The organism is Nonomuraea sp. NPDC023979 (assembly GCF_040639085.1).
Lineage (GTDB): Bacteria > Actinomycetota > Actinomycetes > Streptosporangiales > Streptosporangiaceae > Nonomuraea > Nonomuraea ceibae.
The window spans coordinates 123,368-145,405 of record NZ_JBEZZG010000016.1; the positions used below are offsets into that span (position 1 = coordinate 123,368).

At 70.5% G+C, this 22,038-nt stretch carries 24 protein-coding genes; 10 read left to right on the forward strand and 14 right to left on the reverse strand.

Translation table 11 applies throughout. The features are described 5' to 3' along the window. Window positions 1-71: 71 nt before the first annotated feature. The gene (locus tag AB0G11_RS26695; RefSeq protein ID WP_357589016.1) at window positions 72-605 is read right to left on the reverse strand and encodes a hypothetical protein; all 534 of its coding nucleotides are present in this window, start codon (window positions 603-605) and stop codon (window positions 72-74) included. 172 nt (window positions 606-777) lie between these two features. Here AB0G11_RS26695 and AB0G11_RS26700 point away from each other — a divergent pair, with 172 nt between their 5' ends. The 10 genes from AB0G11_RS26700 (at window position 778) to AB0G11_RS26745 (ending at window position 5,833) form a co-directional block, all read left to right on the forward strand. Continuing rightward, window positions 778-1,143 carry a hypothetical protein gene (locus AB0G11_RS26700; protein WP_357589018.1) on the forward strand — a complete coding sequence of 122 codons (366 nt, stop codon included), beginning with the start codon at window positions 778-780 and terminating at the stop codon, window positions 1,141-1,143. Between the two features lie 16 nt (window positions 1,144-1,159). Beyond that, complete coding sequence (locus AB0G11_RS26705) at window positions 1,160-1,444, forward strand: hypothetical protein (RefSeq protein ID WP_357589020.1); 285 nt, start codon at window positions 1,160-1,162, stop codon at window positions 1,442-1,444. Window positions 1,445-1,486: 42 nt separating this feature from the next. Further along, window positions 1,487-1,840, forward strand: a complete 354-nt coding sequence (locus AB0G11_RS26710; RefSeq protein WP_357589022.1) for a hypothetical protein — start codon at window positions 1,487-1,489, stop codon at window positions 1,838-1,840. Beyond that, a complete protein-coding gene (locus AB0G11_RS26715; protein WP_357589024.1) occupies window positions 1,837-2,070 on the forward strand; it encodes a hypothetical protein in 234 nt (77 codons plus the stop codon). Before AB0G11_RS26710 ends, AB0G11_RS26715 begins: the two co-directional genes overlap by 4 nt. Window positions 2,071-2,146: 76 nt before the next feature. Continuing rightward, entirely contained in the window at window positions 2,147-3,169 is a 1,023-nt protein-coding gene (locus tag AB0G11_RS26720; protein WP_357589026.1) for a hypothetical protein, read from the forward strand. Window positions 3,170-3,181: 12 nt separating this feature from the next. Next, window positions 3,182-3,751: a hypothetical protein gene (locus AB0G11_RS26725; protein ID WP_357589028.1), complete on the forward strand. Its 570-nt coding sequence runs from the start codon at window positions 3,182-3,184 to the stop codon at window positions 3,749-3,751. Beyond that, entirely contained in the window at window positions 3,709-4,713 is a 1,005-nt protein-coding gene (locus AB0G11_RS26730; protein ID WP_357589030.1) for a DNA cytosine methyltransferase, read from the forward strand. Before AB0G11_RS26725 ends, AB0G11_RS26730 begins: the two co-directional genes overlap by 43 nt. Before the next feature lie 73 nt (window positions 4,714-4,786). After that, the gene (locus AB0G11_RS26735; protein ID WP_357589032.1) at window positions 4,787-5,122 is read left to right on the forward strand and encodes a hypothetical protein; all 336 of its coding nucleotides are present in this window, start codon (window positions 4,787-4,789) and stop codon (window positions 5,120-5,122) included. A 49-nt stretch (window positions 5,123-5,171) separates the two neighbouring features. Further along, window positions 5,172-5,444, forward strand: coding sequence for a hypothetical protein (locus AB0G11_RS26740; RefSeq protein WP_357589034.1), 273 nt, complete (start codon window positions 5,172-5,174; stop codon window positions 5,442-5,444). Window positions 5,445-5,479: 35 nt separating this feature from the next. Then, window positions 5,480-5,833 carry a hypothetical protein gene (locus AB0G11_RS26745; protein ID WP_357589036.1) on the forward strand — a complete coding sequence of 118 codons (354 nt, stop codon included), beginning with the start codon at window positions 5,480-5,482 and terminating at the stop codon, window positions 5,831-5,833. Between the two features lie 300 nt (window positions 5,834-6,133). Here the strand turns inward: AB0G11_RS26745 and AB0G11_RS26750 are convergent, their stop codons facing one another. The 13 genes from AB0G11_RS26750 to AB0G11_RS26810 form a co-directional block, all read right to left on the reverse strand. Further along, a complete protein-coding gene (locus AB0G11_RS26750; protein WP_357589037.1) occupies window positions 6,134-6,670 on the reverse strand; it encodes a hypothetical protein in 537 nt (178 codons plus the stop codon). Continuing rightward, window positions 6,660-8,360: a TraM recognition domain-containing protein gene (locus tag AB0G11_RS26755; protein ID WP_357589039.1), complete on the reverse strand. Its 1,701-nt coding sequence runs from the start codon at window positions 8,358-8,360 to the stop codon at window positions 6,660-6,662. The genes AB0G11_RS26750 and AB0G11_RS26755 overlap by 11 nt, the downstream gene beginning before the upstream one ends. 41 nt (window positions 8,361-8,401) lie before the next feature. Beyond that, window positions 8,402-9,199: a hypothetical protein gene (locus AB0G11_RS26760; protein ID WP_357589041.1), complete on the reverse strand. Its 798-nt coding sequence runs from the start codon at window positions 9,197-9,199 to the stop codon at window positions 8,402-8,404. A gap of 93 nt (window positions 9,200-9,292) precedes the next feature. Beyond that, window positions 9,293-10,933 (reverse strand): hypothetical protein, encoded by a 1,641-nt coding sequence (locus AB0G11_RS26765; protein WP_357589043.1) that lies wholly within the window; start codon window positions 10,931-10,933, stop codon window positions 9,293-9,295. A 37-nt stretch (window positions 10,934-10,970) separates the two neighbouring features. Next, window positions 10,971-12,794: a sigma factor-like helix-turn-helix DNA-binding protein gene (locus AB0G11_RS26770; protein ID WP_357589045.1), complete on the reverse strand. Its 1,824-nt coding sequence runs from the start codon at window positions 12,792-12,794 to the stop codon at window positions 10,971-10,973. 57 nt (window positions 12,795-12,851) lie between these two features. Then, complete coding sequence (locus tag AB0G11_RS26775; protein WP_357589047.1) at window positions 12,852-13,853, reverse strand: DMT family transporter; 1,002 nt, start codon at window positions 13,851-13,853, stop codon at window positions 12,852-12,854. After that, a complete protein-coding gene (locus AB0G11_RS26780) occupies window positions 13,850-15,151 on the reverse strand; it encodes a hypothetical protein (RefSeq protein WP_357589048.1) in 1,302 nt (433 codons plus the stop codon). Before AB0G11_RS26780 ends, AB0G11_RS26775 begins: the two co-directional genes overlap by 4 nt. Next, window positions 15,148-16,902 (reverse strand): thiamine pyrophosphate-binding protein, encoded by a 1,755-nt coding sequence (locus AB0G11_RS26785; protein WP_357589050.1) that lies wholly within the window; start codon window positions 16,900-16,902, stop codon window positions 15,148-15,150. Before AB0G11_RS26785 ends, AB0G11_RS26780 begins: the two co-directional genes overlap by 4 nt. Further along, the gene (locus tag AB0G11_RS26790; RefSeq protein ID WP_357589052.1) at window positions 16,899-17,660 is read right to left on the reverse strand and encodes an isochorismatase family protein; all 762 of its coding nucleotides are present in this window, start codon (window positions 17,658-17,660) and stop codon (window positions 16,899-16,901) included. The genes AB0G11_RS26785 and AB0G11_RS26790 overlap by 4 nt, the downstream gene beginning before the upstream one ends. A 69-nt stretch (window positions 17,661-17,729) precedes the next feature. Next, complete coding sequence (locus AB0G11_RS26795; RefSeq protein ID WP_357589054.1) at window positions 17,730-18,956, reverse strand: isochorismate synthase; 1,227 nt, start codon at window positions 18,954-18,956, stop codon at window positions 17,730-17,732. A 100-nt stretch (window positions 18,957-19,056) separates the two neighbouring features. Next, window positions 19,057-19,791 (reverse strand): SDR family oxidoreductase, encoded by a 735-nt coding sequence (locus tag AB0G11_RS26800; RefSeq protein WP_357589056.1) that lies wholly within the window; start codon window positions 19,789-19,791, stop codon window positions 19,057-19,059. A 207-nt stretch (window positions 19,792-19,998) separates the two neighbouring features. Next, a complete protein-coding gene (locus AB0G11_RS26805) occupies window positions 19,999-20,247 on the reverse strand; it encodes a hypothetical protein (protein WP_357589058.1) in 249 nt (82 codons plus the stop codon). Next, complete coding sequence (locus AB0G11_RS26810) at window positions 20,244-22,037, reverse strand: MFS transporter (RefSeq protein ID WP_357589059.1); 1,794 nt, start codon at window positions 22,035-22,037, stop codon at window positions 20,244-20,246. The genes AB0G11_RS26805 and AB0G11_RS26810 overlap by 4 nt, the downstream gene beginning before the upstream one ends. Between the last annotated feature and the right edge of the window lies 1 nt (window position 22,038).

Here is a 22,038-nt window from a genome sequence, read left to right on the forward strand (position 1 = left end):
CCAGGTTTCTCCTCGAGGAACGGTCACAGCGCCCCGTCCGATAGATCGGGCGGGGGCGCTACGTCATCCAGTCAGACCTCTTTCGCGTCGCGGACGCCGCCGAGGGCCTCGGAGAGAATGGCCATGAACGTTTCGGTGTCGTAGCGTCGCACCAGATCGATGAGCTGGCGGGTGAGCGTGCTGGCGTCGGCGCGGACGCCGGGCCGGTCCAGTGTGCGCTCGTCGCGGGGGCGGTTGAGCAGGTAGCCGATGACGCCCTCGAAGAGGAGCAGCGGCGCGTTGCCGGTAACGGCGGCCTGGCGTGGTTGCTCGTCGGCGGCGGACAGGAGTTCGCCGATCAGCCAGCCGGCTTCCTCCATCATCCCGGGGGCCTCGTGCCGCATGTTGGTGTCGTCGGCCTGGGCGAGTTTGGCGGTTTCGACCACGGCGTCGCGGAGGATCTGGCCGGTGGTGGTGGGGTTGCGGCGGCTGTCGCGGCTGTGGGCGTATAGGAGGGCGTCGGTGATGTGGCGGGCGACTTCCTGGTTGCTGCCGTTGACCGGCTGGATCATGGCGCGGGCGCGCTCGGCGCGGGCGGTGATGTCGGCCTGGATGGGCGTGGGCATGTGGATCTCCTGTTGTCTGGCGGGGTTCGCTTCCCGCCGCCACCACGAATGCAGCAGTGCTTACGCTCTGGGGTGGCGCGGTCCTTCCGTCGTTCGGAGATTGCCAAGAGCGTAAGCACTGCTACAGTGGTGTGTGCGGGAAGCGAACCCCGCCCCGACGGAGGAGAGATCGATGTCCTTGCACCATCACTCCAGTGAGGTGCCCGCCCTGCTGGCCACCGCCGAGCAGATTCGCGAGGCCGCCCGCGCCTTCAACACTGACTTCCCCGAGGCCACCGCCGAGATCGACGCCGGAATCCCGATCATCGACGTGCGAGGAGACACCGGCATTAAGGACACTCGCCATTGCCGGGTCTTTGTCGCCGCCGGTCTGATCACCTCGAACGGTGGGTTCATCTACGCGCACGAACCGCACGTGCTCGTGTTCCGCAGCTTCGACGGCCGGGTCGCCCCGCAGGAGCAGGGCGCGCGGCTGTTGCGCAAGCACCTGGCCGCCGTCGAGGTCGAGGTGCGCAAGACCCGGGTCAGCAGCTACTGAGCAGGGAGTGCCCTCCATGTCCTCCATCTCCGCTGCCCTCGCCGAGGTCGGCGTCGAAGCCGCCCGCAACTGCCTGCGCTGGGGCGGGCACCTGACGCAGGCCCTGGAAACGCTGGCCCGGGTCATCAGCGCCTCGGTGTCCACGTACGCCCATGTCCTGGCCGACGTGCGCGAACTCGCCAAGGAGGAGGCGAGCTGGCACGTCTCCGGCCCATGGCTCAACTGGGACGACATCCTGAACAACCTGACACCCGATCAGCAGAACTCGGTGCTCGGCGTGATCGCCGATCTTCTGTCCTGAACTCGACCAACCGCATTGGCCACTAGGCACGAAAGAGCACCCATGAACACCTACGACGTCGAATGGGGAATCACCGAGGACGCCGATTCCCCCGCGCAGGCCGCTGAGAGGGCATGGCAGCACATGCGCAAGCCTGGCTCGACCGCCAACATCTTCACCGTGACCGACAAAGCCACTGGCGAGCGATCGACGGTGGATTTGCACCACAACACCATCGAGCCGGCGACGCCGTCGCGGCTCGGCATCCATCTCTCCCGGGAGCGGCCCGAGGAACATCTCGGGCCGCTCGACGACGACACCGTGAAGAAGATCGCCGCATGCGTTTGGCACTCCAGCATCCCGCAGGCCCTCCAATCGATCCGCGAGCAGCTTCTCCCCGAGGAGGACGACGAATGATCTCATCCGTTGAGATGGCGCGGCGCTGGCCGGTGACAGCCGCCCGCGTTGTGCTGAAGCCCGGAACGGACCACGCCAACAGCTGGTCTGTCCTGGCTGCCGCGTACGACGAGAAGGAGGCGCTCCGCCTGGTTCGGCTGGCTGCTCTGGACCTCTCCGACGGCGACCGGAGGAAGGCCGACGCGCTCATCACCTCAACCTTGACCGGAATCATCGATCATCTGCTGTAGCCCGACCTGGCGATCCGCTTGGCGGGCCGCCAGGTCGGCGGGACGCGACCCCCGCCCTGACGCCAGGAGAAGACCCGTGCCCACTTTGACCATCCAGCACTCCGCGGCCGCGCTCGACGCGGTCTGGTCACAGCCTGTGCCGCGCTGCCGCTGCTGCTCGCGCCGGAGCTTGACGCCGGTCGCCGAGGCCTTGGAGGGGTCGATCGGGGCGCCCGGGATGCCGTTGCGGTTCACGTTTTACCTGGGAACCCACATGGTGAACTGGCTGGGCACGCTCGACGTGCCGATGTTCGTGTCGCACCGCCGCCTCGCCAAGCGCAAGGCATTCCCCCGCGCTCGCGCGCCGTGGGCGCTCGACTCTGGCGGCTTCACTGAACTGTCGATGCGTGGCGGCTGGACGCAAGGCCCCCTGGAGTACGTGCGGGCGGTTCGCCGCTATCACGAGGAGATCGGCATGCTGCGGTGGGCGGCGCCGCAGGACTGGATGTGCGAACCGGGCGTCAGATCGGTTACGGGCAGGTCGATCGAAGAACACCAGCGACGGACCTGCCACAACTACATGATGATCCGATCGTTCATGGCCCGGTGGGGGAACCCTAACGTGCCCGTCCTGCAGGGCTGGGACCTCGACGACTACAAGTGCCATGCCGACATGTACGCCACCACCTACCGGCTCGACCTGGAGGCGGAGCCGCTCGTGGGGGTCGGCTCGGTGTGCCGTCGCAGCCACACCAAAGACATCGCCGACATCTTCCGTGCGTTCCCCACCCTGCGAATGCACGGGTTCGGCGTGAAGACCTCAGGGCTGAGGCGGTACGCCGAGAGCCTCGTGTCGGCTGACTCGCTGGCGTGGTCGTTTGCCGCCCGGCACGAGCCCCGCCATCCCTGGTGCGACGAGCACGCCAGGCACAAGAACTGCGCGAACTGCCCCCTCTTCGCGCTCGCCTGGCGGTACAAGATCCTGCACTCGCTGCCGGAGTCCTCCGGTTGGAGGGTCGCCCCGGACCAGGCGCACGAGAACCTGTTCGACCTCGAACCGCTTTCCGCCCCCGCCGCGTCGGCGGGGTGGCCAGCGCTCGACACCCCGGACACGATTTGAGACCACTGGGTGATGCGCGCGGACTCGCAGCCGGGCCTGTCCGACCAGCGCCGCGAGTTCCTGACCAGCGCCGGCAAGAAGGCGGCCAACCTGCAGCTGTCCGACGGCAAGAACCTGGTGCTGCTGCAACTGCGCGAGGGCGGCGGCGGCTGGCGCATCATGAACCACCACGGGCAAGGCATCGGCGGCGAGCAGCCCGACCTGGAGACGGCGCGCGGGCTGGCCAACCGACTGGAGACCGAGCTAGTCGACGCCGACGGCACGCCGCTCAATTTCAACTCCCTCGGCTTCCCCGCGCGGGAAGCAGCGTTCCGTACGGCCGACGGCGCGACGCTCGGCATGGCCGCGCAACGCATCTTCAAGGGCGGCCCGGCCGGAGGCGATAAGCCGCTGCGCACCGAGCCGTGGACCACGGAGGAGGTGCGTGCGCTTGCCGAGCGGCTCGGCCTCAAGGTGACCCAGATCGGCAGCCACGTAAACACTCCTACATTGAGTTACCCACCCGCAGCGAACCGGGTGCCAGACAGAGAAGGATCACCATGCTCCCCAGCGCGACCGCGCACGCTCGGCGGCGGCCACTGACGGCCGGACCCACCGCAACCGACCTGTTCGCCGGCGGCGGCGGCTCCACCACGGGGCTCGGCAAGGCCGGGCTGCGCGTTGTGATTGCCGCGAACCACTGGCCGACCGCTCTCGCGACCCACCGCCTGAACCACCCCGACGTCGAGCACCGCAGCGACAACCTCAGCGAGGTGGACTGGCGCACGTTCCCCTCCACTGACCTCCTGTGGGCCTCCCCTTCATGCGTCTGGCACTGCCGCGCCGGCGGTCGACGCCGCCCGCCGGCGGAGGTCGAGCGGCTGCGCGCGGACGCGGGGGCCATTGACCGCGCGACGGCGTTCGCGGTCATCGCCGCCGCCGAGGTCCACAAGTATCCGGTCGTGATCATCGAGAATGTGCCGGAGTTCCTGGACTGGACCCTGTTCCCCTGGTGGCTCGGAGGGCTACACCTGCTCGGCTACAAGACCAGCGAGATGATCCTGGACGCGGCCGACTTCGGCCACGCCCAGCACCGCCGCCGACTGTTCATCGTGGCCACCCTCGACGGAATCAACGTGGACCTGGACCTGCCAACCATGCCGAGGGTTCCCGCCTCGGCGATCCTCGACGAGGACCCCGGCAAGCTCGTCACCCGCCGGCTGTACGTGTCCGACCAGATCGAGCAGATCGCCGAAGAGGGTGTCCCTCACCTGGTCACCTACCGGCGCAACGCCAAGCCCCGGCGCGCCGACCAGCACCAGCTGGCCACGATCACCGCTGGCGGCAACCACCACGCTGTTGCGACCGTCCGCGACGGGAAGTCGTGGCATCGCCTGGTGAGCAACAGGGAGTGCGCCCGAGCCCAGGGATTTCCGGATGACTACCAGTTCGTCGGCACCGGCAAGGAGGTCAAACGCTTGATCGGCAACGCGGTGCCCGTCGGCATCGCCCAGTTCCTCGGCGAGCGGGCCGCCGCCGCGCTCGGATACGGCGCGGCGGCTTGACCCAAGAGTAAGCACTACTACATTCGAGTGTGTTGCCCGCAGCGACCCGGGCGCCCGACAGAGAGGCATGCATGTGACCATCATCGAGGACCCTCAGGCGCGACTCGCCGCGATACGCACCCGTGGCCGCGCCACGCTCGGGGCGCGCACCACCCAGGAGCTGTGCGACATGTACGTGCTCGCGGTGGGGCACCGGAACGAGAGCACCGGCGACGAGGCGCGGGCCGCCTGCATCACCCTCGGCTGGATCGCCGAAGTGCTTGAGCGGCGCGACCCGGAAGCCTGCCAGCGCTGGTACGCGGCTGAGGAGTCCATCGAGATCGCCATGCTCGCCCGGGACGAGTGGATAGACGGCGCCTCCGAACTGCCGCCACACCTGTACTTCGGCCTTGACCAGCCGAACTCCTGACTCCACCGCCCCTAGCGACCCGGGCACCCGACTAAAGGAGATAAGCATCGTGACAACCGAGACGAAGACCGCCGCCGCCCTCGCTACGCAGATCGCCGACCTTGCCGAGGAGCTTGGCGCCCTCCCCATGGACAGTCTGACCGACGTCCTGATCGCGCTGAGCAGGGCCACCGACCACTTCAGGGGCCTCGTGGCCGCTGCTCCTGCGCACTACCCGCACGTCACCAAGCGGGCGGCCGACGCCATCGGCAACGCCACCGGAGCGCTGGAGCTCGCGCTTGACGCCGAGCTGAACCCGCCCATCAGCGCGGAGCAGGCATGACTCACACGTCTGCTACTCCGAAGGATGCCGCGCGTATGCGGACGCGGGCGCGGCTGCTGCTGCTGAGCTTCGCCACGGGGCGAGAAGATCCGGTCGCCGAGGCCGACCGGTGCACATCGACAGCCGACGCGAGGATTGGGCTGTGCCTGGCTGCTGGCGTCGACATAAAGGACATCGACCCCGCTCTCGGGTTCGACTACTCGGCCGCCTCCTACGAGCGGGTGCGCGCTTCCTGGCGGAACCTGGCCCGCGTGCACGGGTTCTCCCACTTCCACGACGGGCCCGCCTACGAGGCGGCCATCGCCAGGTGGCGGGCGCGCCGCCCCGATCTGGTGGTCGACGGCTGGCTCGGCCCGGAAGAGGAGTGGGCCCGCCGCGATCCGGTGTAGACGTCGCCCTCCACCGGCCGGTTTCCGTGCCTACACTTGAAGTCAGGAGCCCGAAGCGAACCGGGCAGACAGCGAGGGAGGTTCCCCATGCATCGCGGAGACGGCAACGACACCAACGGAACCTGGCCGGGTGGCGAGTCGCAGGAGATGCGCGACCTGTACGACCAGCTGCAGCAGGCCGGCGAGTTGACGGGGCGGAAGTAGCCCCACGCGGGAAGCCCCGCTGACTCCGCGCCTCAGGGCGGAGCCAGCGGGGCTTTTCGTTGCCCGCGGTTTGACGGCTCGTCGCACCAGAGATGGCTACCCCTCTGTGAGTCGACGCAGGTCAACTATTGTCCGCTGCACGATGTCGGTGTCGTCACGTCGGGCACCGTCAGGGTGGTGGCCTTGGCTGCATGGCCGGAGCCGGACTTTGGCGCGTTCAATCATGCTGGGCAAGAGGCGGTCGAGGTAGTAGCCGGCGTCGCTGGCGGTTCGGCTCTCCCAGAGGTAGGCGGTTTGCCAGGCGCAGTAAAGCATGGACAGTTCATCGATGACATCCCAGTGTCGCGGCCAGCACGGCAAGATCGCCTGCTGGGCTCCTGGCCAGGCGAAGAGGACGTCGCGGACCCAGGCGGCGAGTTCGTCGAGCCGGTCGGCCTTCTCGCTGTGCGGCATCCGCGGCCAGCACCAGGGACGCGGTGCCGGCTCGAGTTGGGCCCGCGCCTGCGATCCTGCCTGCTGGGGAGCAGCAGCGTGTAGCTCGGCAACAGCCTCAGCGAGCTGTTCCACCTCGTTCGCGAGTTCGTTGATGAGCGCGGCCTGCTCATCTTGAGGATCATCCATTTCAGCGGTCATGCTTCCTGCCGACTTCGTGGCTCATGTTGTGCAGATGCTGGTCTTCGCTGCGCAGAGAGTGAGTGCTGGCGGGTGGTAGCGGGATCTGGCCATCTTTCCTGCGCCAGCGTCTGTAGTCGGCGCGCTTCCAGATCTGCTCGACTCTGACGATGGTGGGGGATGCGTTGCGGCGCAGTACAAGGGCACGCCAGGTCGGCAGCCGTCGGGCCTGCTCGGGGGGCAGGACCGGGACGGTCTCCCAGCGGCGGGTGCGCTGGCGCTTGCCTGAGCCGTCGACCGATTGTTCCCAGTAAGGCAGCGCGATCTCGCCACACAGCTCGGACATGACCTTCAGGTCTTCGGGGTCGGAGGTGGCACCGAACAGCATCTTGGCCTTGCAGTTGTTCCAGATGGTGCGGGCGCCTTCATGGCCCCATTTCTGCTGGAACTGTGATTGAGACTGGCCGGCGACGATGAAGACGAATCCGGATCCGGCGGCGGTGGCCAGCCAGCCCGGCAGCTGGGTGATTGGGCAGATCTCGGGGGCTTCGTCGAGGACGAAGATGACGGGCGGGTCCATGCGGCGGGCGGAACGACGGGAGGCCAGCTGCCGGGCATGGTGGTGGATCTCGGCCACGAGTGTGGAGAAGAGTGCCGGGATGGCGGGGTTGGCGCTGTCTCCAGCGATCAGGTAGAGGGTTTCCCTCTGGCGTAGCAGGTCGTCCAGGTCTAGTCCCTGGCCGGGTGGCGGGCAGACGGCCCAGGCGGTGGCAGGGTCGTCCATGCAACGCAGCACCTGGCGTAGTGTCAGGAAGATCGAGTCGCGGGTACGGACGTGCAGGGTGTGGTAGCGGCGGACCAGGGCGGCCGCTCGGTCGGTGTTGAGACCTGGCCGGCGCCGGGTCAGGATCTTGAGCGGGGTGGGGTCTTCGTCCAGGGCCCAGGCATAAACATGTTCCAAGGTCAGGTCTTCCAGAGCGGCGGCGTGGAGTAGCGCGGCAAGGACCATGGCCGCCTGGTTGGTCCAGAACTGCTCGTTGGACAGTCCGCCGGTCTCGGCGGCGGCGACCATGTGGGCGGCCCGGCGGATAGCTGTGGCGGGGTCCTGGCAGCCGTCGACGGGTGACCACCGGACGGTGGAGGCCCAGGTGCCGAACTGCTCGGGGTTGAACAGGTGAACGCGATGATGCTGGGCGCGCAGGCCAGCGGTGAGCTCGACGATGTCGTCGCGGATGCTGGTGACGATGACGGCGCCAGGAGCATCCAGGATCCGGCCAGCCAAGTGGGCGGTCTTGCCCTCCTTCTGCGGGGCCAGGCAGAGCAGGTTGTCCTCGAAGGTGGCATAAACACGAAAGCGCAGTAGCCAGCCCTGGGCCCAGCCGAGAAACAGGGCGATCTCGCTGTGGCGGACCATCATGCGCAACCACCACCCGCGTACCGAGGGCCTAGCCTGGCGGGCTACCTTGCGGGCCGCGGGCAGTCCGTAGTGCAGGTAGAGCTCCAGCCTGCGGGCGAAGCCCTTGCCCGGGTACAGCCGCCAGCGCAGCCGCCACCACAGGGCCAGCCCCGAGCGGCGGCGCGGGTTACGCAACCGGTCAAGGGTCACGAGGGCAACCAAGGTAAGCAGTACAGCGGCGGCCGCGATGGCCGCAAGGCCGGGGGTGAGCACGAGCCGGGCGCCCGCGATTGTGAGAGCCGTTGTCGTCACCATGGGCCCTCTCGGTACGAGCCGGCAGGGGCGTCGGTCACGAGTCAGCCCTCCGGCGGGCCGTCGTGGCAGTCAGCCCACATGCGGCAGGTCGTCGTGGGCCGCGGACCGGAGGCGGACGGCTTGCTGCCGGGTGGTTCCTCCGGGCCGCCGGGACGCGCGGAAGAAGGCCTGGGGGTGCGCTGGGCTTGTGGCGGCGCTGTGGTGCGGGTCGTCACCGTGACGGTCTCGGTCACGGTGACGATCGGGCGGGTCGACGGCGGCGGGGTGGTCCTGGCTCCCGTGGGTGACGGGCGGGCCGACGGCGTGCGGGTCGGGCGGGGTGTCGTGCTGGGCGCGGTGGTGAGGCTCCGACTCGTGGTCGGCCGGCTGGTGCGGGCCGGCGGCGTAGTGCGGGTGGTCGCGGTGAACTCGCGGCTGTCTGGTGGCTGGTGGCGCGTGGGCGAGGGCGGGCCGGGATCGGCCGTCTGCCGGGTGTTTGGGGCCAGGGCCAGCCAGAGGCCGAGAGCGATGGCGGCGGCCAGGGTGAGCGCGATCGGGGCGAGTTTGCGCCAGTCGGTGCGGACAGGGTCCGGCTCGTACCAGTCCTCGTCGTCGACGCTCGTGATCGGGGGCAGAGGGTTGTGCAGGCGGCGGCCGGTCGTCCGGCCGGTGGAAGCGGCGCCGGGGCCGGTGCCGGCTGGCTCATCCTGCTCGCCGTCCGCTCGGGCAGGGACGTCGTCACGCTCGACGGGGTAGCCGCCCTGCCCGGCATCAGCAAACCCGAGCGGGCCGTCGTAGTCGCGGTACGGGCGGCCGTCGGGCAGGCCCGGCGGGATGTCGTGGTGGTCGTCGTGCCGCATCCGGCGATACACCTTCCAACAGCAAGGAGAGGGGCGAAAGCGTGCGCGAGGAGCATGGGACGAGCGAGCAGGTGAGGTCTGGGGCTACACCGGTCAGGTGAGGATGAAGATTTCGCTCACGCCCTTGGCCAGCGCGGCGATGTCCTGGCTCACGCCCGCCTCGGTTGAGGCCGGGTCGAAGACCACGGACAGGCGCTCGCGCAGCCGTTGAGCGGTCAGCGCCTGCCATACCTCGTTGGGGGCCAGGCCAGCATCCAGCAGGCGGTAGGTCTGGTCGCCGTCGGCGGCCTTGTGCCCCCACAACGTCACCGTCGGCGCGCCAAGCCCGATCACCGTGCCGATCCTGGCACTGATCTGGGCGGCCGCAACCGCCTTGGACCAGTCGGCCGTGTCACCGGTGTGGGCCAGGCCGTACTCACGTGAGCCGATCTGAGCCAGGGTGTCCCAGCCGAGCGCCTTGATGCTCAGCCACTGTGCGCGGGTGGCCAGCGCCGGCGTGATAGGTGTCGGCTTGCCGGTCTTCGGGTGGGTCACCTGGTAGGTGCGATACGTGGTGGCGAACAGGCCGCTGGAGACGTAGACATGCTCCACGCCGCTGGCCTTGATGTAACGGCCGACCAGCTGCTTGGTGACCAGCGGGGCCTTGGCGCGCATGGCGGTGATGCACGGCTGGGACGAGCCACAGCCGAGCTCGGGAACGACCACGCCGATGGCCAGCCGCTTGCCGGGCGCCGCGGCGCGCAGGGCACGCGTCGCGCTGGTCAGGAAGGTCCGTATGTCGGCCTCGGTGGAGAAGCGGCTGTAGCCTAGGTTGTCGGTGAACTTGATACCGATCACGCCGGGTTGGCGAGCGGCCTGGCTCAGCGCATCGAGCGCGGCGCGGAACTGGGCGTCTCCTGCCAGGTAGTCGTCGGCCAGGTCGCTTTCTACCCAGACGCGCAGGTGTGCTGCGCGGGCTGCCTCGATAGCGGTGGTGACCGGCTCACCGGCGGCGGCCCGGTCGCCGGTGGAACTGCTCGTCGGGCTGGCGGCCGGGCTGGCGGCGCTGGAGGTGTCTCCGTCGGGCGGGAGCGCGGCAGGCGGAGTGATCGTGGGAGTCGATTCGGCTGCGGCGGTGCCGCTGTTCTCCGTCGTGCCGCTTGTCGTGCTGTCGGTGGCCTCGGGTTGTGCCGTGCTGGGTGCTGCTGGGGTGGCCTGCGCAGCGGGGGTGCCGGTTGCGGAGGGTTCCGGGGCAGTGGTGCGCACCTGTCTCTTGCCGTTGATGGTGCGCTCGTAGGTGGTCTTGCCGGTGGCCATGTTGCGGCACTCATACCAGCCGTCCGGCCGCTGCTTGCACGCGGTCTCGCCGCCCTTGCAGGCGGAGAATTTGGACAGGTCGGTCTTCTGGTTGCAGCGCACATACTTGGCGGGCAGGGGCTGGGCAGCTTTCAGGTTGGCGCCGCCGTCGGCGGCCCAGAACGCAGCGACCTCCAGGGCGTCCTGGGGCGGTGTCAGCCAGGTGCACACCACGTAGGAGGGGGTGTCGGCGGGCAGCGTGTCGCGGCAGGAGTCACCCCGTTCGACATCGAGGGCCTGCTCCGCGCCGGGGTCAACTGGATCGCCGGGCCCGGAGCCGGACACCATGCCTGGCTCGGCGATGGCCAGGAACGGCATGAAAAGCACCAGGGCGAGGACGATCCCAGCAACGGTGAATTGCTTTTCGCGCCGGGTGATGCCGGTGAAGAACTGTCTCATCTGCGACTCTCCGGAATTTAGGGAGGCGGGGTGCGGGTCAGCCGTTGGGGCAGTTGGACCAGTAGCCGCGGCTGCCGTTGGTGACGGGGCCGCTGGACAGCCAGATCCCCTTGTCGGCCTCGACGGTCCAGCTGACGTTCACCGACAGGCTGCCGCCGGCGTCGGTGGTGCCCGCGGTGGTCCGGCCGTCGCCGGTGTTGCTGCCGCTCCACGTGAGCGTGATCGTCCCGGATTCGGTGCTCGGCGAGCAGCCCGGCTTGGACTGGGGGGCGGACACGGTGAACCTGCTGCCACTCACCTGGATGCCGTTGCTGGAGGTGGCGGACAGCACCCGGCCGCTGCCCGGCGAGACGCTGAGGGAGAACGACCCACTGCGTGCTGATCCCAGGCTGATGCTGCTGGGCGACACCTTGGCGGACGGCGCCGCCGGTCTGGGGAGCTGCGCAGCGCTGCGGGTGGTAGAGGAGGCGCTCGGCTTGGTGGCCGGTTTGCTCGGCTGAGCCGGCGGATCGTGTGGGCTGTCGTTCCTGACCGGCCGGGAACTGGCAGGGTGGGTGGCCGGGGCTTTGGTCGATGGGCGGTCGCTGTTCTTCTTGGTGGCGCGCCGGCTGGTCGGCTTGCTGGTCGGGCGGGTGGGGTCGGTGGTGCGAGGTGGCGTCGATGTGGGGTCAGGAGATGGCGGCTCCTGCAGGAAGGGATCGGGCTCGGCCGGATCGGCGGGAAGGGTGATCACGTCCGGGATGCTGCTCGGCGGGGCCTGGGCCGCGGTGGCGGAAGTTTGCCGAGGGGACTGCATGCCCGACCAGGCGATGCCGGTCAGCACCACGGCGGTGAGCACGGCGGCGACGGTCGCGGTGACGCGTACCACAGGCAGGACCGGCCTCAGCGAGATCCTGGCTTCGGGGTTGGACTCGTCCGTGCGTGGGGTCCAGAATTCCGCAGCCAGCTCGCCGCGATGCTCCCAGGCCCGGAACTCTTCCTCATCCTTGCCGCCCATCTGCGGTGGCGGCTCGCTTGCTGCGGAGGTCGCCGGTGAGGCCGGAGGGTGCGCGGGAGCCGGTGAGCGCAGCATGGTGGTGGCGGACACGTCAGGAAGCTCTGCGGTCTGGACGGGGAACCCGTCGCTGCGCCACAGCGTCTCGTCGTCGGGCAGTGGTGCGGCGGCGCCGAGCCGGTCGGCCAGGGTGGTGGGCGCGGCCTGAAGGGGCATCTGCTCCAGCACGGTGGTGGTCATGGGGCGGGGCGCCGCATGACAGGTGGGGCAGCCGCGGATGTGGTCGCTGATCGTGGCGAGCTCGCTGGGCAGGAGAGCCCGAGGAGGTGTCGGCTGTGTCAGCTCTGTCAGCTGTGGGCAGGCGTCGCTGGTGCGGGCGGCCAGCCATGCGTTGACGTGCTCGGCCGCCTGGGTGGCCAAGGCCTCGATCTCCATGACGCCCGCATCGAAGATCAACGCGATCTCGGTGTGGCTGAGTCCGTGCCGGGCGGCCAGGTCGAGTACTTCCCGCTGCGCCGGCGGCAGGGTAGCCAGCGCCTCGGCCAGCACAGCTGGTAGGCCGAAGTCGTCGGGCCAGGAGCCAGGAGGCGAGCTCGACAGCGTGTTGGACGGCTGGGCGGGCGCTGTGGCAGAGGCGGCGGCGAGGGCGCGGTGCGCACGAGCCACCGCGTACAGCCAGGCACGTAGCTGCTCACCTGAGGTAGGGCGTTCAGCGTGCGCGCAGGCCGATAGCAACGCCCCGGCGACACCGAGCTCAGCATCGCCCGGCCCAAGCTCGGTACGCAGGTAGTCGTAGAGCCGGGCGCCGTATTCGTGGCGCAGATCGGTGATGATCTCGCGCGTGTCTTCCGACAGCGAGTGCCACATCGACTGCTCCCTTTTCGCGGAGGATGGGCGGGTGGACAAGGACAGGACACGGGTGGGTCAGCGGCGGGCGGCCAGGATGGTGATGCCGGCCAGCGTGATGGTGGCGCCGAGAAGGTGCCGGCCCGACAGGGTGTCGCCGAGCCAGATGACGGCGATCGCTGCGCCGAACACCGGAATGAGGTTCAGAATCACGCCGGCGCGCGCGATACCGACGTGGCGGATCGCGTGGTTGTAGAGCAGGCACGGTGCGGCCAGGAGCAGCCCGCCGCCGATGGCCGCCCACCACGCTCCGGCGCTGGTGTGCGTCACGGCGCTGATGATCGTGTGTGAGCTGGTCAGGAGATGACCAAGGGGCAGGAGGCTGACCCACGCCAGGCCGAAGGTGAACTGCCAGGTGGTCATGGTCAACGCGTCCATGCCCCGCACGTGCTCGGTGCGCGGCGGCCAGGCGGCCGCGGTGGCGTAGAGGGCGGAGGCCGCGGTGGCGGCAAACACCAGCAGCGCGCCCGGCGACAGATCCACCAGCGTGTCCGCCCCGGCCAGTAGCCACAGCCCGGGCAGGCAGGCCAGCACGGCGGCCCAGCCCGCGCGGCCGAGTCGTTCTTTGAGCACCAGCACGCCCAGCAGGGCCACCAGGACGCTCTCGCTGCTCAGCAGCAGGGAGCCGGCGGCCGCCGGAACGATGGTCAGGGCGAGCGCGAAGAGCGTGCAGTTGGCCGCCGGCTCCAGGGCGCCGAGCAGGACCAGGCGCCTCACCGGGCCGGGCGGGCGGTGGCCGCGTAACACAACCGCCAGCCACAGCACCGCGGCGGCCACGGCAACCTGGATTGGTAGCAGCAAGGTAACCGGCATGGGCACGGTGACCACGGCGGAGGTAGCGGCGACGGAGGTGACCGGAGTGTAGGCCGCCCACAGCGCGGCGGCCCCGGCCAGCGCGGCCGAGGCCATCGGCCGCCCGCCCCGCCGCCTCCGGGCGTCCACCGGTCCGGGCAGGGCCGGGCTGGAATACGACGAGGCCGGTGCGGAAGGCCAGAGGGGCGCGGCCGGGTCAGCCTTCATGGGCCGATCACCATCGTCCGCGAGGCCGCCGGGTACAGCTCAGCCATCAGCTCGAACAGGTCGACCTGATGGCCTTGATCGTCGACCGCCCATCGGCCGGGGTCGCTGGTGTGCAGGTTGTGCCGGATGCTCCCCTCGTGGTCGCGGATCCAGAGGCGGCCCAGTGGATACAGCCCGGCCAGCGGGAAACGCGCGTTGGGAAACTCATGCTGCAGGCGCCGAGCGAGGCTGTGCGCCCGGCGCTGGATCTTGAATTCCTGAATGTTGTCCACAGCGAGCGCCAGGCGGGGCGCGTCGGGGGTGCTGACAGCGGCGCGGAGGAGGGCGGCGACGTAGCTCAGATCAGCCAGGTCCATCGGCGTCTGGGGCGGCGCGAACTCCACCAGGAGCCGCCACAGCCGGTCTTGGCTGGCGATGAGATCGACGAGTTCGGGGGTGCCCGGGACGCGGTTGCGGGACAAGGCATGGCGAAGGTAGCCGCCAACCGGTTCCAGCTCGGCGGCCAGGCGGACATGAACGGGTCCGCGCAGGTCCGCGGTGGCTGCCCCCCACCGTTCGGTCTGCAGCAGTGCGAGCCGGGGATGCCGGTCGGTGATGGCCTCGCACCAGTCCAGTACGAGCTGGGGGCAGGCTTCGCCATGCTGGGCGGCCTGGAGCAGGAACAGAGCGGTGGCGGTGTGGGGGACGTCGAGCAGCAGGGTGAGGTCGATCCCCGGAGGGATACGGCGCATCAGGCTCGCGCCCAAACTGGGCAGGCGCAGCGACGTCTCCTCCTCGGGCAGGGCCAGCGATTCATCCAGGCGAAGCGCCACGACGCGCTCGCCCAGCAGACCCTGGCGCAGGTGGGCGATGGGCACGCTGCGGCCGCTCTCGGTGATCAGCCGGGCAGCGCGGGCGCTGTAATGACACACGCCAGAGACGATGGTTACCTCCTGAAGATCGCGCACGCTGGGCGTGGGCGGTCCACCGGCGGTAAAAACATGGTGGTCGGCGCCGTCCAGCGGCAGCGCGCTGTAGGCCGTGACGCCATCGTGGCCGGAGCGGGTGTCGCGCTCGCACAGCGCGCCGGCGGCAGGTGGCGCATCGGTGTCCCACAGGTAGCCGAGCAGGTCCTGCTGGCGGCGCACGGCCCGGGCGGCCGCCCTGCGCAGCGGGCCAGGCTCAACGAGGGCGGGCAGGTGCCACCAGCCGTCCGTGAGCTGGTGTGCAGGCTCGCCCGCCGGTGCAAGGCTGATGCTGCTCAGCTGCGGAGGAAAGGGAGGCGACGGCTGTTGCAGCAGATAGATGGGCGCGCTCATCGCAGCTCCTCCGGAGAGGAAGCCACACCCCGGGAGGGGGCGGCGGGGCCGTCCTGCGAGGCGGGCAGCCACCAGCTAGGGAACGAGGCGACCTTCGCATCGATCAGCAGCGGATGCTGGAGAGGCCCGGACAACCAGTCGGTGACCACGTTGAGGTCGGCCGGCTTGCGGACGGTGGCGGCCCGGCAGCCGTACCCGGCGGCGATCGCGGCGATGTCGGCCGGCGGGAACGTCACGGTGTCCAGGCGATCCCCGGCGGCCCCGAAGTGGTGCAGCGGGGCGCCGTGCGCCGCGTCGTTGTAGACGACGATCAGCAAGGGCAGGCGGAGGCGGACAGCCGTTTCCAGCTCGCTGGCCGCCATCAGTGCGCTGCCGTCGCCGAGGGCGGCGACGGCCAGCCGGTCGGTGCCGGCCAGCGCCGCGCCGATGCCGGCGGCCAGGCCGGATCCAGGCGTGTGCGGGCACAGGAGGCTAAGACGTCCGCGCGCGTCCGGCGCGGCCAGGTAGCCGATCGGGTAACCCATGTAGTTGCCACAGCCGACCGTCAAGATCCGCTCCTGAGGGAGCATCGCATCCAGCATCAGCGACAGGGTCCGCGGGTCGATGCGGCCCTCCTGCTCGATCGGCTGGTAGGGCACGTCGTGCCAGTTGCTGTGGTCGTGGATGCGTTGACGTACCTGTGCTGTGCGGTAGCCCATCTTGGCCTTGGGCAGCGCCTGCAGAAGGGTGCCAGCCGTGGCGGCGGCGTCGCCGGCGACGCCCAGATCGATCGTGCAGTGGGCGCCGAGTGCGGCCGGGTCGACGTCGATCTGCGCCAGCACGGTGTCGGCACCGACGGACAGACCGTGGTGCAAGGTCCAAGCGCCCAGCGCGCTCCCCCACCCGATCAGCACGTCCGCTGAGGCGATCAGCTCGGCCATCGCCGGCGTGGCCAGCCCGCCAGCCAGGCCCAGAAGGAAGGGGTCGCCGGCGAACAGGCCGTGCGCGGCCGTGGAGGTGACCAGCAGGGCGCCGGTTCGTGCGGCCAGCCGCTGGAGCTCAGGCCCGGCCTGCAGAGCACCGCGGCCGGCCAGGAAGACCGGGCGTCGCGCGTGCGTCAGCAGGTCGGTCAGGCTCGCCACGGCGGTCGCGTCGGCGGTCGGCGGCGCAGGCGGTTCCAGGGCCGCCAGTGCGTCGAGGGTGTCTGCCCGCTCCGGGACGGGGGCGGGATGAGGGCTGAGCGCCAGGTGCGGCGGCACCTCCAGCAGCACGGGACGGTGCCGGGTGCGAGCGATGTGTGCGGCGCGCAGGACGACCTCGATGGTCTGTGCCGGGTCGGTGATCCGTTCGATCCAGACTCCGGCTGCGCTGAGCACGGCCGGTTGGTGGCGGGCCGGTGGCGGATCGCTGTTGGCGACGTCGGACAGGATGAGCAGCGGGCTGCGCCCGCTGGCGGCCTCGGCGATGCCCGGCAGGGCGTGAAGGACGCCGGCGCCGCCGGGCACCGACAGGACCGTCAGCCGGCCGCTGGCGCGGGCATAGGAGTCGGCCATGGTGGCCGCGCCAGCGGGGTGGCGCGCGGCGACGAACGCTACCCCGCCGGCGCTCAGCGCGTTGACGAGGTGAAAGTTGCCGGTGGCAGTCAGGCCGAACGCGGTGCGCACACCGAGCGCGGCCAGGGTGGAGCCGATCACGTCGGCCACCCTCGCCGGGGCGGCCGAGGCCGAGGAGTCCGGCGCGGCGGTGTGAGCGTGCTCGCCGGCCGTCGTCATCGGCGCTCCCCCGCGAAGGCCGCTGCGGAGAAGACCGCCGCCAGTGCTGCGGCGGGTGGCGCGCTCCCAGCAGCGGCGGTGGGCGGCTTGGCGGGCGGCGAGCCGGCGGGTGTGGTGGATGCCGGACGGCGTCTGAGGGCTCGGACGGCGTCGCTGGTGGTGAGAACCCGGGCGCAGTGCGCGGCCATGTACTCCAGCGACGCCTGGTGGCTGTCGGCGCTGAAGGCGGCGACAGCGTCGCCCAGCACGATGGGTTGGATGTCGTGGCTGAAGGCGTCGACGGCGGTGGCCTGGATGCCGATGTGGGCGTAGACACCGCCGATCAGCAGCTGGTCGCGGCCCGCGGTGGCGAGCATGGTGGCCAGCGGGCTGCGGATGAAGGCGCTGTAGCGGTGCTTGGCCACGACGATGTCGCCGCCGGCGGGGGCGAGCGGGGCTGGGATGGCGGTGTCGGTCTCGACATCGGTCAGGCCGGGCCCCCACAGCTGCGTGAGCAGGCCGCGTTCGGCCGGGAGCTGGGAGCCCGGCTGGGCGGTGTAGATGATCGGGATGGACAGCTCGGTGCATCGCTGCCGGATCGCCAGAAGGTTGGCCATCAGGTCGGCATGCGGCTCGGCGTCCGGCTGGTAGGGGCGCAGGAAGTAGTGCTGCATGTCGTGGATCAGCAGCACAGCGCGGCGCGGGTCGGGTGCCCAGTTGACGCGGCTGTCGGGCATGGTGGCGGGCATCGCGTAGGGAGCGATGGCGGCGATGGGCATGAGGTATCCCTTCCGTGTCACGGCGGATCCGGGGCTTGCAACATGCGGGCTGGCGCAGGCGGCCAGCATCTACAGGTCGATCGGGATGCGCAGGGCGCGCAGCAGCGTGCCGAACTTGGCGCTGGTCTCGGCGAGCTCGGCATCGGGGTCGGAGTCGGCCACGATGCCCGCGCCCGCGAACAGCCGCAGGGTGTCGCCGACGACGAGGCCGCTGCGCAGGGCCAGGGCCCATTCGCCGTCGCCGGCCGCGTCTTGCCAGCCGACCAGGCCGGCGTAGTAGCCGCGTTCGACCGGTTCAAGCTCGGGGATCAGGCTGCTGGCCAGGCGGGTCGGGGTGCCGCAGACTGCCGGGGTGGGGTGGAGTTCGGCGGCCAGAGTCAGGCTGGAGATGGCCGGATCACGCACCAGCCCGGTGATCGGCGTGGACAGGTGCCACATGGTTGTGGTGGCCATCACCTGCGGCCGGTCAGGTACGTGCAACTGGCTGCACAGCGGGGCGAGCGCGTCGGCGACTGCCTCCACGACCAGCCGGTGCTCGTGCCGGTCCTTGCGGGAGTTCTGCAGTGCGTGAGCGCTTGCCTGGTCGGTGGCTGGGTCGAGGGCGCGTGGCGCCGAGCCCGCCAGCGGATTGGTGGTGACCATGCGGCCGTGCCGGGAGACCAGCAGTTCGGGGCTGGCGCCGATGAGCGTGCCCTGGTCACCGGCGCCCTGGCTGGTTGCCTGGTGGGGCAGCTCGCCGCCGGGGTGTGCGGGCTGGTCGCCGAGCGGTGCGGCGAACACGTGGGGGCCCGCGCCGGGCAGGTGGGCCAGCAGCTCCGCCACGTCCAGCGGGTGGTCGGCGGCGAGCAGCAGGGTCCGGGCGAGCACCAGCTTGTCCAGCGCCCCAGTGGTGATCATGTCGCGGGCCTGCTGGACGCTCTTGTGGTAATCCTCCGGGGGCGGATCGTCGCGCACCGTCCAGGCCGGGTGACGGCAGCGGAAGCATCGCGGGACCAGCAGCGGAGCACGCCAGCGCGGGGTGGAGGAGACGATCAGCCGCGAACGGCGGCCGTCGAAGGAGATCGCGCCAGCGGCGACCTGAGACGGCTCGGTGAGTGTGGTCCGCACCTGCCCAGCGAGACTCCGCAGGGATCCGGTCAGGACCGGCCGGTCAGCGTCGGGAGCGGCGAGCAGGGTGTGCGTGGGAGCGCCGAAGAGCAGCGTGGAGGGGGTGTATCCGTTCAGGATGCGGGGCGTGGGCATGTCATGGCTCAGCGGTGCCTGCAGGGGCATGAGCGGCCACGTGGTTGACGACATGAGCGAGGAGCTTCTTTCTCACGGTGCAAACAGGGGTGCGATCCAGGGCGGTGCCTGGGCCACAGCCGGGCGGCGGTAGGCGGCCGGCCGGGGCGGCATATCAGCCGGTCAGACTGGCGCCGCCGTCAATGACGAGGTCTTGCATGGTGACGTGCCGGGCCTGGTCGGAGGCCAGCCACGCCACGGCGTCAGCGATGTCGTGGGGGTGGGCGATGCGGCGCAGCGGGATGCCGAGCCGGAAACGGGCGGGGTCACCTGCGATGGCCTGCTCAGGAGTGGTGAGCATGGCCAGCATGGGGGTGTCGGTCGAGCCGGGCGAGACGCTGTTGCATCGGATGCCGTACTCGGCCACTTCCAGAGCGAGATGGCGGGTGAAGGCGAGCGCGGCCGCCTTGGACGCGCCGTAGCCGGCCAAGCCGATGCGGGGCACGTGGGCAGCGTTGGAGGCCACGGTGATGATGGCTCCGGCGCGGCGGCTGATCATGAGGCCGGTCACGGCCTGGCAGAGGTGGATCACGCCCATCGTGTTGACCGCGAACAGCTCGCGCAGGTCCGGTTCGGTCAACGCTGTGACGGGGCCGCTGCGCAGCACGCCGGCCACGCTCACCGCGATTGCGATGGGTCCGGCGTCGCGTTCGGCGTGGCTGATCGCGGCCTGGACCGCTCGCGGGTCTCGCACATCGCAGATCTGGGCGAGAACATCGGGGACGGTGGCGGACAACTCCTTCAAGCCGTGCTCATCGACGTCCAGTGCGGCGATGGTGGCGCCGTCAGCGGCCAGGCGGGCGCACACCGCGGCACCGATTCCCTGGGCCGCGCCGCTGACCACGGCCACCCGTCCGGCGAGGCTCCCAGAGGATGCGCCGCCCTGGTGAGGGGCGGGCTGATGGAGGGCTTGGTGCGCTCGCTTCGCGAGGTCGAACCCTGGCAGAGGCGGCTGGGAGAGCTCCTGTGGCGGCTGGGCGGTGGCGAGGGGCAGGGAGTGAACGGGCACCGGCTTCTCCGATCGGGCGGTGAGGTGATGGGCGGGACGCTTGGGCCTTCACAGGTCCAGGGCCTGCGTGATCTCAGCGATGCCCTGCAAGGCCTGATCGTGGATGAAGCGCAGCCGCTCCATGGAGCGGATGTTGGCCACACTGAGCAGCGGCAGGGTGTCAGTCCCGGGCCCGGGCCAAACACGTGCGTCCCCGGCGACGTCCGGCACAGTGTCCGGTCGGGAGTCCAGGTAGGGCTGCAGGTAGCGTTCCTGTGCTGGGGCGGGCGTAGCGGTCATGGAGGTGATCGGGGTCACGGCTGGCCTCCTGGCAGTGTGGTGAGGGGCGCGGGCCCGACGCGGCGCGCGGCCGCGGCGGCGGGCGCGGCGGCGGGCGCGGCGGGAACGGCACGGTGCGCGCCGTGGCCACGCTGGACGCCGGGCGGAGTAGGGAAAGATGAGCGTGACAGGGCGGGGATCGACCGGGACGGGGCCGGTGGGACCGGCGCGGTCAGGGCCGCCAGTTCCGACTCCGCCGCCCGCGCAATGGCGGTCAAACGGTCGCGCTGGTGCAGCAGCACCTGCTGGAGCCGGGCGAGTTCGTCCTCTAAATTCACGAGCTCGGCGGGTGTGTCCTGCGGCACATGGGTGGAGCCGCTGGCAGCGGTGATGCCGATGGCGGCGGCGTGGGTGCGAGCGAGACGGGCCTGGCGCATGGCCAGAATGAACGCGCCGCCCGTGACGACGATCGCCACAACGATGCAACCGGCCAGGACGCCGCGGTAGGAGACCGCTGGGCCGCCTGGGGACTGGGCGAGCAGGGCGGCCGCGGCCGCCGGGCCCAGCGCCCCGCCGAGAGTTCGCGCGGTGATGATGGATCCCACCGCGGCGGCCTGCTGCCCCTTGTCGACGTTGCCGATGCCGGCGATGGTGGCGGCCGTGTTGATGACGCCGAATCCGGCGCCGAGCAGGATGAGCGCGATCGCGCTCAGCAGTGCGGGATCGCCGTCAATGATCAGCATCAGGAAGCCAGCGGCGCTCACGTAGGCGCCCACATAGATCGGCCACCAGGCTCCGGCCCGCCGCGCCAGGCGGGCGGCCAGCGGACTGACCATGATGGCCGCCACCGACATGGGCACCAGCGCGAGCCCGGCCTCGACCAGCCCAAAGCCGAGCTCCTTGAGCACCAGCGGCGCCAAGATGAGGACCGGGAAGGCCATCACGCCGTACAGCAGGGAGGCCAGGCTGCCCCACCCGAACCCCGGCCGCCGCCACAGCGCCAGGTCGACCGCCCCAGCAGGGTGCCGTCGCGAGCGCGTGACGGCCACGGCAGCGCCAGCCGCCGTAACGGCAAGCGTGGCCAAGGTGGGCGGGGCGGTCCAGCCCCACACACCGCCCTGAGAGATGAGCAGCACCAGTGCGGTGGTGGCGCTCACCAGCGCCACCACCCCGAGCACATCGGGCATCAGCCGGTGGGATGCCGAGGAGCGGGGCAGCGCGGCGGTCAGCAGCAGCAGAGCGATGGCCAGCAGCCCCGCCGGCAGATACAGCACGCGCCACCCGTACTCGGTCAGCGCCAGCCCACCGAACCCATGGACCAGCAGGGTTCCGCCGCTGGTGGCCCCCGCCCACAGCGCCAGGGCGCCGGCGCGTGCGGCCATGCTGACGCGGCTCAGCAGCAGCCCGAGCGAGGCCGGCATCATCAGCGCCGCGCCGACCCCCTGAGCGAGCCGGGCGGCAACCAGCACCGGCCAGAGGGGCGCGAAGGCAGCCGCGAGAGCGCCGACGCCGAACAGGGCCAGACCGCAGGCCAGGACAGCGCGGCGCCCCAGCAGATCGGCCAGCCGTCCACCTGTGACCAGCAATGCGGCGGTCGCGGCGAAGTTCACGGTGGTGAGCCAGCTCAGCTGCGTCAGCGGGACAGCCCTCGTGAGCGGGTCATCAGCCAGCGCGGGCAAGGCCAAGGTGGTGGCGATGCTGTCGCCCATCACCAGCGCCGTCACCGCCGCGGCGATCAGTCGCAGCAGCGCAAGCCCTCCAGCAGGACGGCGCGCGTGACTGTGGCGCGGGCGGATGCGGCCGGAGGCCTGTGGTGTGGTCGCCTTCATG